The organism is Mesorhizobium sp. WSM3859, assembly GCF_002295065.1.
Taxonomy (GTDB): domain Bacteria; phylum Pseudomonadota; class Alphaproteobacteria; order Rhizobiales; family Rhizobiaceae; genus Mesorhizobium.
The window spans coordinates 153,981-167,912 of record NZ_NSGG01000009.1; the positions used below are offsets into that span (position 1 = coordinate 153,981).

Here is a 13,932-nt window from a genome sequence, read left to right on the forward strand (position 1 = left end):
TTGATCATCTGTCGGACTTGGAAGGGTTTTCGGTCAGTGCCGCGTTGAGCCGCAGCAGGCTGAGGGATGAAGACGCCGGCGGCAGGCCGGCTGCGACGACCTCATCGATCAATTTTTCCGCCGTCACAGAATTGGCCAGAAAGCCGATGGCTTCGAGATACTGCTCGGCGTTTCGTTTCGTGACGTCGTTGTCGCCCGAGACGGCGGATCGCAACGTAGAAAGCGTCTTGCCCTTTGCAAGGTCGCCCCACTCCAGCCAGCCTGCCTCAGCGCCTTCAACCATGTTCAGCGCGGCCAGATTTTGCGCGTCATGCAGGATCTGACTGATCAGGACACGCTTCCTGCCGCTGTCCAAACGCGCCGTGAGTTGGAGGCCGAGAATCGCCAGCCTGCCGCCGGCTGCGGCAAGCAGATCCGCCAGAGAGGCCACCGCCGCGTCGCCGCCGGACACCGAGACCATTCGAACCAGAAAGAGATCGGCGCCATCATCGACGCCGAACTGCCATGCGCCGATGAAATCGACCTCTGTCTTTCCGAAGCGGGCGACGAGATCGCCGAGGTAACAGGTGGCGAACAGGTCGGCGCGACGGGCTTGTTGCGCCTGTGACTTGGGTTTTATCGGCGCATAAGTGGTGCGACGGCGGATGAACCCGGATTTGCCTTCCTCGATGAAAGCGGCGAGCTCGGCTATCGGGTCTTCCGACCCGCCGCTAGCCGGACTTCCATGTTCCCCTAACCTTGCCAGCAGCCGGCCCGCCATTTCGCGCACTTTGCCTGAGCGATCGGCAGAGAGGCTTTTCAGGAACGGAACGTCATCGGCCCCCAGGCCGAAGCGCATAAGCTCAATGAACGCAAGCCTGACCTCGGCGGGCTCGCTTGCCCCTTTTGTCTCGATAAGGGTCCGCGCCAATGCGGGTGCGGAGCGCCGCAAATCGATGAGCGCGCTGCGGCGCGCGGCGGGATAGAAATCATCCCAGGTTGCCGCCGTCAGATGCTCGCGGCGGGACTGTCTTTCGCCATCCGCGCCTGCCTGCCAGTCGACCCAGGGAGCATAGACCTCCGGACCACTCTGATCCGATGCGGCGGGCATCCAGTCCATCGGATGGGTGACGAAGCCGCGGCTGGCGACGAGCGCGGCCACACGCGTCTTGAGCCTCGCATCGGCCGCATATTTCAATGCGGCACGCAGCAACGGCCGCAGGCGTTCAGGCAGCATCGGCAAGGCCAGCACCGGCAGCGGGGGACGGCGTCTCAAGATTTTCGGCGCCGCCGGGCGGAGCGCCACGTCCAGCGCCTGCCCGGCGATGGCCAACAGCCGCCGCTCCCGTTCGTCGGGGCTGGCAGCCGCGGCGACCTCCTTCCATTCGGCGGGCGCCAATTCGAAAGCGGCGCCGCCGGAAATCCAGCCGTCGCGCAACCTCGCCAGCCCTGCTTGGTCGAGCTCGTTCATGACAGATCGAGCCTCCCGATGCTGCTTTGCGAGGCCAGCAGCTCGAGCCTGGCGCCGTTCCAGAGTGCGGCGGTTGCCGCGAGATCGATGCCGAGCAAGGTCTGGTTGACGGAGCCTGCCACCGGCAGGGCAATGCCATGCGGATCGCTCGCCGCCTGCCACCAGGCGCCGTCCTTTTCGTCCAACGCGATCGCGCCGGCCGGCAGGATGATGGGGCAGTCCGACAGCCATGGGGCGCCGTCCTGAAAGGCGGCGTAGGCGGCCAGCGGGTCGCCTGCCGCATCAGGGGCGAATGCCGGCCACGCGCCGGGCGCCACGTCGCCCAGCCGTTCGGCGACCAGCGCCCGCAGCGGATAGCGCGACGGATAGAACGCCAGCCTCGCTCTGAAGCGGTCGCCCGCCGCGAAGGCGCCGGAGCGGCGTCCGGCCGAGGCGGGGAAGAAATCGAGCAGTACCGCAAATCGCGGCGTCGTGCTTTTCAGGTCGAGCAGCCAGGTCGCGTGACTGACGAGCCCGTCGCGGCGGGTCTCGATCTTTTCGCCAAGCACCTCCCAGTCGCTCTCTACCTGAACGGCGTCGGGGTTGGCGAGTATCTGTTCGCGCGTCTCCGATGTCGATACCAGGCGTTTCAGCTCGGCATCATCGGGTGCCGCGCGCCAGGCCTTGGCAAGCAGGACCAGCTTGCCGAGCTCGCGAATCGCGGCGTCCGGCCGCTCCTCGCCGCGCAGCGCCATCAGCTTGGCGGGCAATTCGTCGATGCGCCCGGCGAGCGCCGTCGCCTTCAGGTCGACCAGCCGTGCGGCGATGCGGCGGCAGCGCTCGCTCGAGGCATCGACAAAGCCAGCAAGGCCGAGCCGCAACTGGTCGGCGATCCACTGGTCAAGCTCGTCGAGCGCCGCCGAGACCGCGCTGCGCGTGTCCTCCGCCCGCTTACGCTGCGCCGCCTCGCGGCGTTCGGCGGCAGCGGCGTCCACTACCGGCGCGCTTTCCTCGGGTCGCGTGGCCTCGTCGATGCTCTTGCCTTCGGAACTGGCCGCCGCCGGTGTTGGAGATTGGCTAGGCTTGCGGCGCCGGCCGAGCCAGTCGTTCACCCAATCGGGCGTCTGGTCGACGCGGGCGAAGCTGTCGGATGCCGTGGCGCCGATCCAGGCCAGCGCCAGAATGTGCTTGCAGGGGAATTTCCGCGACGGGCAGGTGCATTTATAGCCGTGGTCGGAGGTGTCGAACGCGACCCGGTAGGGGTTGGAGCCGGAGCCCTGGCATTCGCCCCAGATCAGCGGCAGCTGTTCATGCGCTTCAAGCCTGGGCCAGTTCGACCGCTTGGTCAGCTTGGCGGCAGCACCAAGCGAGGCCTGATCGGGGGCCAAAGCCTCGACTGTTTTCAGATCCAGCTGCAAGCCGCGCGCCTCTCACCACCCCGAAGCTGACTTCGCGACGATTGATAGCCGTTTGCGGCCGGCTGGTGTAGCTCCAGTCGCCGCAAAATCGAGAGCTTGTCTAACGTTCCGTTGTTCTCCTGAACGCCGGGGTCGCGGGAAGCTCGCATTCAGGATGTTCTCGTTCGACAATTCGAGCCGTGAACGCTGTTCACTTTTTTCTTGAACGCCGTTCACGATGTGCTATGCTGCGACCGTGAACAATGTTCACTGGTCTGTATCCAGCCTGAAACAAGCCCACGCCGACGCAGCCTAAGCCTGAAACGAAAGGATCATATCGATGCTCACTGACATCCATGCCCGCAAATATTCAAGCGCCTGCAAGCCCTGGAGACCGATCGCGGACGACAGATGCGGGGCGCCAAGGGCAAGAAACAAATGGATTGGAATAAATCGCAGTAACGAAGTTTAACCGGTTCCCGGTAAACAAGGCTCAAACCGCGCAAGTGTCCGCTCAGTCCAAACGGATTGCCAGTCGGGCTTGCCCAATGGAAATTGCCATGAACACCCATCTCATGATGTCGCGGCGCTTCGCGCCTCTCTTCTGGACGCAATTCCTCTCGGCCTTCAACGACAATTTCCTGAAGAACACGCTGGTGTTCCTCATTCTCTTTACGCTGGCGAAGGACCAGGCGGCGTCGCTGGTGACGCTGGCCGGCGCCATTTTCATGGCCCCCTTCCTGCTGCTTTCGGCGCTTGGCGGCGAGATCGCCGACCGCTTCGACAAGGCGCTGATCGCGCGCCGCCTGAAATTCACCGAGATCGCCGCGGCCGCCGTCGCCGTCGTCGGCATCGCGCTGTCCTCGATCCCGGTGCTGATGACGGCGCTCTTGATGTTCGGCATCATCTCGGCGCTGTTCGGACCGATCAAATACGGCATCCTGCCGGACCATCTCGAGCGCAAGGAACTGCCCAAGGCCAATGCCTGGATCGAGTCGGCCACCTTCGCCGCGATCCTCGGCGGCACGATCGCCGGCGGCGTCGTCTCCGCCGACGGTATCGGTGTTGCGGTGTTCGGGCCGATCATGATGGCGCTGGCCGTCGGTTGCTGGTTCGTCAGCCGCTATATCCCCTCCACCGGTTCGGCCGCCCCTAACCTCACCATCGACTGGAACATCTTCCGCTCGACATGGCGGCAGGTCGCCGACTTGCGCACCGACACGCGCATCTGGCGCGCCGGCCTCATGACCTCGTGGTTCTGGCTGGTCGGCGCCATCGTGCTTTCGATCCTGCCGGCGATGATCAAGGATTCGCTCGGCGGCAACGAGATCGCGGTCACCGCCTATCTCGCGGTGTTCGCCGTCTCGATCGCCATCGGCTCGGCCATCGCCGCTTGGATGTCGCAAGGCCGCATGGTGCTGCTGCCGGCGCCGGTCGGCACCGCGCTGCTGGCGCTGTTCGGCCTGCATCTGGCCTGGACCATCGGCAGTATGCAGCCTTCGCCGACAGCCGCCAGCCTGTCGGCCTTCTTCGCCGGCCCGAACACCATCCGTGTCGCTATCGACCTCGCCGGCATGGCCATTGCCGCCGCCTTCTTGGTGGTGCCGACCTTTGCCGCCGTGCAGGCCTGGTCGCCGGAAGCACGCCGCGCCCGCGTCGTCGCCGCGGTGAGCATCGTCAATGCCGGTTTCATGACGGTCGGCGGCATCCTCGTCGCGGCCATCCAGGCGGCAGGCGTCTCGATAGCGGGCATCCTGTTCGGCCTCGTCGTCGCCAACGCCATCGCCGCCTGGCTGATGCTGAAATTCCTGCCGACCAATCCGTTCCGCGACTTCGTCTCGATCCTGTTCCGCGCCTTCCTGCGGCTGGAGGTCGAGGGGCTGGACAACCTCAAGGCGGCCGGCAAGGCGCCGATCCTGGCGCTCAACCATGTCAGCTTCCTCGATGGTCCGCTGGCGCTGACGCTGACCGACGAGGAGCCGGTCTTCGCCATCGACTACACGATCGCGCAGGCCTGGTGGATGAAGCCGTTCATGAAGCTCGCCCGCGCGCTGCCGCTCAATCCGGCAAAGCCGATGTCGACCCGCACGCTGATCAAGATCGTGCAGGGCGGCGATCCGCTGGTCATCTTCCCGGAGGGACGCATCACCGTCACCGGCGGCCTGATGAAGGTCTATGACGGCGCCGCCATGGTCGCCGACAAGACCGGCTCGATGGTGGTGCCGGTGCGCATCGAGGGGCTGGAGAAGAGCTACTTCTCGCGGCTCTCCTCGCAGCATGTGCGCCGCCGCCTGTTCCCGAAGGTCAAGGTGACCATATTGGAGCCGGTGAAGCTCGAAGTCGCCCAGGAGCTGAAGGGGCGCCAGCGGCGCGCGGCGGCAGGCTCGGCGCTCTATCAGGTGATGTCGGACCTCGTCTTCCGCACTCAAAACATCGACAAGACGGTGCTTCAGAAGATCATCGAGACGGCCCACGAGCGCGGCATGAAGGAGCTCGCCGTGCAGGATCCGGTCACCGGTTCGCTGAGCTACGGCAAGCTGCTCACCGCCGCGGCGGTGCTCGGCGAGAAGTTCGAGCATCTCTATGCCGGACAGCAGACGCTGGGCATCATGCTGCCCAACGCCAACGGCTCCTGCGCGACGCTGCTCGGCGTCATGTCGGCGGGCAAGGTGCCGGCGATGATCAACTTCACCGCGGGCGCGGCCAACATTCTGTCGGCCTGCAAGGCGGCAGAAGTGAAGACCGTGCTCACCTCCCGCGCCTTCGTCGAGCAGGCAAAGCTGGGGCCGGTGGTGGAGGAGATCGGCCGCTCGGTCGACATCGTCTGGCTCGACGACCTGCGCGCCACGATCGGCCTCAAGGACAAGCTGCTCGGCCTGTTGCGCAAGACGACGCCGCGGGTAGCGCGCAAGGCGGACGACCCGGCTGCGATCCTGTTCACCTCGGGCTCGGAAGGAACGCCCAAGGGCGTGGTGCTGACCCATCGCAACATCCTGGCCAACGCTGCCCAGGCGGCCTCGCGTATCGACTTCCACTCGGGCGACAAGGTGTTCAACGTGCTGCCGATCTTCCACTCCTTCGGCATGACGGCGGGCACGGTGCTGCCCCTGATCTCGGGCGTGCCGGTCTATTTCTACCCCTCGCCGCTGCACTACCGCATCGTGCCGGAGCTGATCTATGGGTCGAACGCGACGATCATCTTCGGCACCGACACCTTCCTCGCCGGCTACGCCCGCACGGCACATCCTTACGACTTCCGTTCGGTGCGCTATTGCTTCGCCGGCGCCGAGCCGGTCAAGGCCGCGACGCGCACGACCTATATGGAGAAGTTCGGCCTGCGCATCCTCGAGGGCTACGGCGTGACGGAAGCAGCCCCGGTGATCGCCATCAACACGCCGATGTACAACAAGTCGGGCAGCGTCGGAAAAATCATGCCCGGCATGGAGTACCGCCTGGATCCGGTGCCCGGCGTCGAGGAGGGCGGACGGCTGTTCGTGCGCGGTCCGAACGTCATGTCAGGCTATCTGCGCGCCGAGAACCCCGGCGTGATGGAGCCGCTGGCCGATGGCTGGCACGATACCGGCGACGTCGTCACCGTCGACGACGCGGGCTTCATCTCGATCCGCGGCCGCGCCAAGCGCTTTGCCAAGATCGCCGGTGAGATGATCTCGCTTGCCGCGGTCGAGGCGCTGGCCGGCGAACTCTGGAAGGGCTCGCTGTCGGCCGTCGCCACGGTGCCGGACGCGCGCAAGGGCGAGAAGCTGATCCTGATCACCGAGGCTGCCGGCGCCACGCGCGCGGAGTTCCTGGCCTTCGCCAAGGCAAATGGCGCCATGGACCTGATGGTGCCGGCCGAGGTGCGCGTCGTGCCGAAAGTGCCGGTGCTCGGTTCCGGCAAGCTCGACTTCGCCGGCGTGACCAGGATGGTGCGCGGCGCGGAAGAGCTGAAGGTCAAGGCGGCGTGACCCATGCCTGAGACAGGCCGGCGCGAAACGCCGGCCTGTTCGCATCTGGCTAACTCGGCGGTACGACGGTCTACATGTTAGCGGCGGTAGGCCTCACGATCACTTCGTTGACGTCGACGCCGTCGGGCTGTTCGAGGGCGAAGCGGATCGCCCGCGCAATGGCGTCCGGCGTCAGCGATTTCTGCCGCCACTCCTTCAAAGCCGCGGCCACCTGCGGATCGCTGATGTCGTCGCCCAGTTCGGTCGCGGTCACGCCGGGCGAGATGATCGTGGCGCGGATGTCGTCATGCTCCTGGCGCAGGCCTTCGGTGATCGCCCATACCGCATATTTGGTGCCGCAGTAGACCGCCGCGGTGGGCAGCACGAGATGCGCGCCGACGGACGCCACATTGACCACGTGCCCGTTTTTCTGCGCGACGAAGCGGGGCAGCACCGAAGCGATGCCGTTCAACACGCCGAAGATGTTGACGTTGATCATGCGCGCCCACTCATCGCGCTTCAGCGCGGCAAGCGGCGACAGCGGCATGACGCCGGCATTGTTGATCAGCACGTCGATCCGCCCGAATTGCGCATGAGCGGCATCGGCGAAAGCGGCGAAGCTTGCCGCATCCGTCACATCGAGTTCGCGCCAGGCAACCCCTTCACCGAGTTCCTCGGCCAGCGCCTTCAGACGCTCGGCGCGGCGGGCGCCGATAAACAGCCTGGCGCCTGCCGAGGCAAGCTCGCGAACCGTCGCTTCGCCGATGCCGCTCGAGGCGCCGGTGATCAATACAACCTTGTCTTTCAGTCCCGTCATGAACGTTTCCTTTTCGCTTGCAGTGACGGGACGCAAAATGGTGGCGCGAAGGCGGAGAGCGGTAGCGCGATCGTCCAAAGAGTTTGCACGATCCTCCAAATAAGCCGACCAAGCCTTGCAATATCGCGCGCGATGCAGATTTATGCGGCATGGACAAAATTGCCGATCTGGCTCAGCTGATCTCGCGGTTCGCACCGGTTTCCGGCATGTCCGGCACCGCGGTGCCCCGGCTGTCGCTCATTCGCGCCGACCATCCCAGCGCGCCGGTGCCGGCGGTCTATGAAGCTTCGCTTTGCATAATCGCCCAAGGGTCGAAGCGCGTCTCGCTGGCCGGCCAGAGCGTGGTCTATGATGCATCGAGCTATCTTCTCGTTTCGGTCGACCTGCCTCTGATCGGCCATGTTCTCGAGGCCAGTCCGACCGCGCCATATCTATGCTGCAAGATCGACTTCGACCCCGGTGCACTTGCCGACCTGCTAGTGACCGAGCGGCGGGTTTCTCCCGAGAAGGACTTGCCCGTGCTTGCCGTCTATCCAAGCGACCCGGACCTGATCGATGCCGCGTGCCGATTGGTGAAGCTGCTCGCTCGCCCCGAAACCATCGATGTCCTGGCCCCGCTCGTGGAGCGCGAAATCCTCTACCGTCTGCTCACCGGTCCGCATGGCGCAACGCTTCGTCAAATGGGAACCGTCGACAGCCACCTGAACCAGGTGAGCCGCGCCATTGCCACGATCCGGAACGGCTTCCAGGCGCAATTGCGCATCGACGAGATTGCCGCTGCGTCAGGCATGAGCGCGTCGTCGCTTCATGCCCACTTCAAGGCGATCACACGCATGACCCCGCTCGAGTATCAAAAGCAGCTACGCCTGCAGCAAGCGCGAAGGCTGATGCTGGCTGACGGGGCCAACGCCGGCACGGCCGGCTTCGCCGTCGGCTACGACAGCCCTTCGCAGTTCAGCCGCGAATATCGGCGCCTGTTCGGCGCCCCGCCCCGTCAGGACATCGAGCGCCTTCAGGCTATACCCGGCTCGGCCGCGGCCTATTAAGCCTTTGGCTGAGCGGGCAAAGCGCGCCTCAAACCACGACCACCACCTTGCCGAACTGTTCGCCCGCCTCGAGAAAGCGGTGCGCCTCGACGATCGCCTCGAACGGAAACGTCCTGGCGACGATCGGCTTCAGGGCGCCTGATTGGAGGCCGTCGAGAATGAAGGTCTTGGCGGCTTCCAGCCGGCCGGGATCACCGGTGATCTCGTGAACGAGGTAGCCGCGCAGCGTCAACGTCTTCGCCAGGACCTCGAACAGCGGGAACGGCGTCGGCTCGGGGCTGAGGCCGCCATATTCGATGAGAATGCCGCCGCGTGCCATCGCGGCTGCAAGAGGCGTGAAGATCGGGCCGCCGACCGGGTCGAGCACGACGCGCACGCCTTGTGGCGCGATCGCTCTCAGCTGCGCCTCGAGATCGTCTTCAGCCAAGGCCACCACATGCCCAGCGCCGGCATCGAGCAATGCCGTCTTCTTGGTCGATGTCCGGGTGACGGCGATCGGCACGGCGCCAATTCCATTGGCGATCTGGATGGCGGCGAGCCCGACGCTGCTCGACGCGGAGGTGATGACGACGGGCTCGTCACGGCGGAGACGGGCGATATCGATCAGCGCGCCATAGGCGGTGAGATATTGCATCCATGTCGCGGCGGCGGCCTCGAACGAAAGCGATGGCGGATGTTTGACGACGAGTTCAGCCGGAAAGATGACGAGCTCACCATAGGCAGGCCAGCGCGCCATCGAGCGCGGCGGGATGATGCTGACCGCATCGCCCGGCGCGAAACCACCGACGCCCTCGCCGATCGCCTCGACAATGCCGGCCGCCTCAAGACCGAGGCCTGACGGCAGCGATGGCGTTTCGATGTAAGTGCCGTTGCGCATCGAGGCTTCGGCGCGGTTCAAGCCCAGTGCCCTGACGCGGATCCGCACCTCGCCAGGACCTGGTGGAGGAACCTCTATTTCCTCGATGCGAAGCACCTCGGGGCCGCCGTGACTGTGAAAGCGAACAACCTTTGCCATCCATGCAACTCCAAATCCGATTGATGGAATTGACTATGAAGAGGCTTTCAAAAGGGATAAATCGCTCAATCGGCAGAACAGTCGAAACATTTGGTTTTGAATATGGATCGCCTCGAAAGCATGGAAGTGTTCGTGAAAGCCGTCGACCTCGGCTCGTTCACGGCCGCCGCGGCGGCGCTTGACCTTTCGGGGCCAATGGTCGGCAAGCATGTCCGCTTCCTTGAGGAACGGCTCGGCGCACGGCTCATCAACCGTACGACGCGCCGGCAGAGCCCGACCGATTTCGGGCGCGCCTATTACGAGCGCTGCAGGATCGTGCTGGCGGAAGCGAAGGCCGCCGACGCATTGGCAGCCGACCAGTTGTCCGAGCCGCGCGGAAGACTGCGCGTGACGATGCCGACGCATTTCGGCCGCCACTGTGTCACGCCGATCCTGCTCGCACTTGCCCGGCACTATCCGACACTGGAGTTGGACCTGTCGCTCAGCGACCGCTTCGCCGATCTCGTCGAGGATGGTTTCGACCTTGCGATCCGTACCGGCGCACTGGATGATCGGGCTGGCATCATCGGGCGCCGAGTCGCGCGCCAGCGCATGGTCGTCTGCGCTTCGCCGTCCTACATCGAGACCTTCGGCCGGCCGCTTCAGTTTGAGGACATCGCCAGCCACCAGGCAATTATTTACCGTCGTCTCGGCCAAACACTGCAGCCATGGCTGTTCCCGCGTGACAATGGCTCGGTGACAGAGATCGCGCCCGTCGGCAGGCTGCGGCTCGACGACCTCGACGCCATCGCTGATGCGGCGACCGACGGTATGGGACTGGCCTGGCTGCCATTTTGGCTGGTGCGCCAACGCGTCGAGGCCGGAACTCTAGTGCGGCTGCTGCCCGAGCAACCGGATTATCTCTATGACTGCCACGCACTCTGGCTGCAGGTGCCGCATCTGCCGCTGAAGGTGCGGCTGGCCATCGATGCGCTGGCGGCGGGATTGCCGAAGCTGATGAGCTAGGCCACTTTGGCGCGATCGGTATCGCCTTTGCCTAGTCGGGGCATCTCCGGCATTTGAAAGAAAAAGGCCGGGCGCGAAAGCGGCCCGGCCAAAGCATGAAGGTCATAACCTTCAGAGGGGAACATCGCCCGGCGCAATGGGAGGAAAACACCGAGCGACGCTATCTATTTGGGGTCTTGGGGGAGTATTTTCCACGAACGAAATTCCAAAAAAGATCGAGATCACGAAAAAATCTCGCTTAATCATCGTGAAGTCGTCAGCCGGCGGCCGATGCTTTTTCGAACAGGTCCGCATAATGGCGCCGCGCCACGTCGGGATGCGACCTCAGCCGGCTTTTCAGCACATTGGTGCCGACGTTGCGGAACAGCGGGTTATCCGGGTCGCTGGCCGGGCCGCGCGCCTCTGCCGCCAGTTCCTCCGGCAAGTCGAGCAGCGGGATCGTGGCGTCGAGCCTAGCGCTGAAGAAGAACGGCACCGAAATCCGCTCGACGCCGGCGGGCGGCGTTACGACACGATGCACGGTTGCCCTGAGATAGCCGTTCGAAGCGAGTTCGAGCAACTCGCCGATGTTGACGACCAGCGTCTGAGGGATCGGGTCAACATTCACCCAGCTGCCGTCATATTCGACCTGCAGGCCCTTGTTGCCATCCTGCAGCAGAAGGGTGAGGAAGCCGCCATCCTTGTGCGCGCCGACGCCCTGGTCGTCGCCGGTCGAGTCGCGGCCGGGGTAGCGCACGATCTTCATGCGGTGGTTCGGCTCGCCGCGATAGATGGCATCGAAGGCGTCCTCCGGCTGGTCGAGCGAGAGCGCGAAAGCCTTGAGCAGCCGGATCGCCACATCTGTCGCCTTGGCCTGCCAGGCGAGCAGCGCCGGCTTCAGATCGGGAAGCGCGGCAGGCCACTGGTTCGGACCCTGCAGCCGTGTCCAGGGCGGCACGCCCGGCCCTTGCGCAATGGTCGTGCGTTCAACGCCGATGTCGAGCTGCTCGCGCCAGTCGGCCTTGCCCCTGGTCAGTTCGCCGCCGGCGCGCGTATAGCCGCGGAACTGCGGCGACTTCACCATTTCGATGGCGAGCTTGTCGGCTTCCGGCAAGGCGAAGAAGCCACGCGCGGCGCCCAGCACTGCGTCGATCTCCGGCTGGGTGATGCCGTGGCCGCTCAGATAGAAGAAGCCGACATCGCGGGCGGCGGTGCGCAGATCAAACAAGAAAGTTCGAAGTTCGGATGGACCCTGCTCCAGGCGGTCGAGATCGAGCACCGGAATTATTCTTGGCATGGACAGGCTCCTGTTGGCGGCAACTCTTTGTCCTCGCAATCCGGACGGAAAACCGCTGCGCACTTTTCCTGGAATTGCCCGAGCAACCCCAGCCGCACGATGACATCAGCGCCATTGTTGGTGAAGAAACACACCGACCAATCTCATTCCAAACACAGCATATCGGCGCTCAATTCCCGGCTTTTGCGGCAAATTGCGTTCGGATGCCGCACATCATCCACGACGATCCAGACGAGCGACCAGCCGGTCGCCGATCCACTGGATGCCGCAGACCAGCACGATGAGCACGATGACAACGGCGACCATGACGCTGGTTTCGAAGCGCTGGTAGCCGTAGCGGATGGCGAGATCGCCGAGGCCGCCGGCGCCGATGGCGCCGGCCATGGCCGAGGCGCCGACCAGCGTCACCAGCGTCACGGTAAAGCCGGCGACAATGCCCGGCAGCGCCTCCGGCACCAGCACCTCGCGGATGATCGTCCAGCGATTGCCGCCCATGGCGCGCGCCGCCTCGATCAGCCCATGATCGACCTCGCGCAGCGACACTTCGGCAATGCGCGCATAGTAGGGCGTCGCCGCGATCGACAGCGGCACGATCGCCGCCCAGGTGCCGATCGAGGTGCCGACGATCAGCCGCGTCACCGGGATCAGCGCCACCAGCAGGATGATGAAGGGCACCGAACGGAAGCCGTTGATGATGGCACCCAGACCACAGTTCACCCAAAGGCTCTCGGCGATGCCGCCGCGATCGGTGGCGACCAAGGCAAGCCCGAGCGGCAGGCCGAAGACCAGCGAGATGAGACCGGACGCGCCGGTCATCAGCACCGTCTCCCAGATCGAGCGGAGCAGGAGTTCAAACAGAACCGGCGACATGACCAAGCACCTCCACCCGCGCGCCGCGGTCTTTGAGGAAAGCGATAACCGCGGCCAGATGCGCGGCGTCGGCTCCAGGAATTGCCACGAACAGCGTGCCGACCGGCTGCTGCTGCACGTGGTCGATACCGCCATGCACAAGCCGGAACGCGCCGGGCACGCTGGCGGTCAGTTCGGACAGCAGCGGGCGATGCGCCGCCTCGCCGGCGACATCGATCCGGAGGATCGTTTCGGCGCCCTCGCCCGCGGCGAGCCGGCTGGCGATCTCCGGCGGCAGCTGCGGCCGGATGCCGCCGAGCAGGCTGCGGGTGATCTCTGATTTCGGATCGGCGAAGACCTGCCAGACAGCGCCCTCCTCGACGATCCGGCCCGCATCGATCACCGCCACGCGATCGGCGATGGAGCGGATCACCTCCATCTCATGCGTGATGAGCAGGATGGTGAGGCCGAGCCTGGAATTGATGTCCTTGAGCAGCGCCAGAATCGAGCGCGTCGTCTCCGGATCGAGCGCCGAGGTCGCCTCGTCGGAGAGCAGCAGCGCCGGCCGCGCGGCCAAAGCCCTGGCGATGCCGACGCGCTGCTTCTGGCCGCCCGACAGCGAAGCGGGATAGGCCTTGGCTTTCTCCGACAGACCGACGAGCTGCAGAAGCTCGGCCGCGCGAGCCATGCGTTCGGCGCGCGGCCGCCCTTCGATCTTGAGCGGCAGCGCGACATTGTCCTCGACGGTCTTTGCCGACAACAGGTTGAAGTGCTGGAACACCATGCCGATGCGGCGGCGCAGCGGCTGCAGCTCGCGCTCGCCGAGACGGCTGATCTCGTGGCCCTCGATGAAGACCTCGCCGGAATCCGGCCGCTCCAGCCCGTTCAGGCAGCGGATCAGCGTCGACTTGCCGGCGCCGCTGCGGCCGATGATGCCGAGGATCTCGCCCTTTTTCACGGTAAGCGAGACGCCGTCGAGCGCCGCCGTCGCGCCGAAGCGGCGCCTCAGATCGACAAGGCGGACAACGTCTTGCGACGCGGCTGGTTCGATAGCGACCGGGTCGCCTGTTTCGGTCGTAACATGCTGATTCATCTCTGTTTCCGTACCGCTCAATGCGAGGGCGGCCCGCTCAACAGCGGACCGCCAACTTCCG

Annotated in this window: 10 protein-coding genes; 3 read left to right on the forward strand and 7 right to left on the reverse strand. The window is 65.0% G+C overall.

The window, feature by feature from the left end; translation table 11 throughout:
• Positions 1 to 4 precede the first annotated feature (4 nt).
• Both CK230_RS20065 and CK230_RS20070 read right to left on the reverse strand, forming a co-directional pair.
• Positions 5 to 1,450 carry a DUF5691 domain-containing protein gene (locus tag CK230_RS20065; protein WP_095818871.1) on the reverse strand — a complete coding sequence of 482 codons (1,446 nt, stop codon included), beginning with the start codon at positions 1,448 to 1,450 and terminating at the stop codon, positions 5 to 7.
• Positions 1,447 to 2,847, reverse strand: coding sequence for an SWIM zinc finger family protein (locus tag CK230_RS20070; protein WP_095818872.1), 1,401 nt, complete (start codon positions 2,845 to 2,847; stop codon positions 1,447 to 1,449). Before CK230_RS20070 ends, CK230_RS20065 begins: the two co-directional genes overlap by 4 nt.
• Positions 2,848 to 3,386: 539 nt before the next feature.
• Here CK230_RS20070 and CK230_RS20075 point away from each other — a divergent pair.
• A complete protein-coding gene (locus CK230_RS20075; protein ID WP_095818965.1) occupies positions 3,387 to 6,791 on the forward strand; it encodes an acyl-[ACP]--phospholipid O-acyltransferase in 3,405 nt (1,134 codons plus the stop codon).
• Between the two features lie 70 nt (positions 6,792 to 6,861).
• Here the strand turns inward: CK230_RS20075 and CK230_RS20080 are convergent, their stop codons facing one another.
• Complete coding sequence (locus tag CK230_RS20080) at positions 6,862 to 7,587, reverse strand: SDR family oxidoreductase (protein WP_095818873.1); 726 nt, start codon at positions 7,585 to 7,587, stop codon at positions 6,862 to 6,864.
• A gap of 149 nt (positions 7,588 to 7,736) precedes the next feature.
• Here CK230_RS20080 and CK230_RS20085 point away from each other — a divergent pair, with 149 nt between their 5' ends.
• Positions 7,737 to 8,633, forward strand: coding sequence for an AraC family transcriptional regulator (locus CK230_RS20085; protein WP_095818874.1), 897 nt, complete (start codon positions 7,737 to 7,739; stop codon positions 8,631 to 8,633).
• A gap of 28 nt (positions 8,634 to 8,661) precedes the next feature.
• Here CK230_RS20085 and CK230_RS20090 read toward each other — a convergent pair whose 3' ends face one another.
• On the reverse strand, positions 8,662 to 9,648 hold the full coding sequence (locus CK230_RS20090; RefSeq protein ID WP_095818875.1) for a zinc-dependent alcohol dehydrogenase family protein: 987 nt from the start codon (positions 9,646 to 9,648) through the stop codon (positions 8,662 to 8,664).
• Between the two features lie 102 nt (positions 9,649 to 9,750).
• Between CK230_RS20090 and CK230_RS20095 the strand changes: the two genes are divergently transcribed.
• Positions 9,751 to 10,653: a LysR family transcriptional regulator gene (locus CK230_RS20095; protein ID WP_095818876.1), complete on the forward strand. Its 903-nt coding sequence runs from the start codon at positions 9,751 to 9,753 to the stop codon at positions 10,651 to 10,653.
• Positions 10,654 to 10,909: 256 nt separating this feature from the next.
• On the opposite strand, the gene CK230_RS20100 is transcribed toward CK230_RS20095, so the two are convergent.
• From CK230_RS20100 to CK230_RS20110, 3 genes are all read right to left on the reverse strand, one after another.
• Positions 10,910 to 11,929: an isopenicillin N synthase family oxygenase gene (locus tag CK230_RS20100; protein ID WP_095818877.1), complete on the reverse strand. Its 1,020-nt coding sequence runs from the start codon at positions 11,927 to 11,929 to the stop codon at positions 10,910 to 10,912.
• A 213-nt stretch (positions 11,930 to 12,142) separates the two neighbouring features.
• A complete protein-coding gene (locus tag CK230_RS20105) occupies positions 12,143 to 12,799 on the reverse strand; it encodes a methionine ABC transporter permease (RefSeq protein WP_095818878.1) in 657 nt (218 codons plus the stop codon).
• On the reverse strand, positions 12,780 to 13,871 hold the full coding sequence (locus tag CK230_RS20110) for a methionine ABC transporter ATP-binding protein (protein WP_095818879.1): 1,092 nt from the start codon (positions 13,869 to 13,871) through the stop codon (positions 12,780 to 12,782). The genes CK230_RS20105 and CK230_RS20110 overlap by 20 nt, the downstream gene beginning before the upstream one ends.
• Positions 13,872 to 13,932 lie beyond the last annotated feature (61 nt).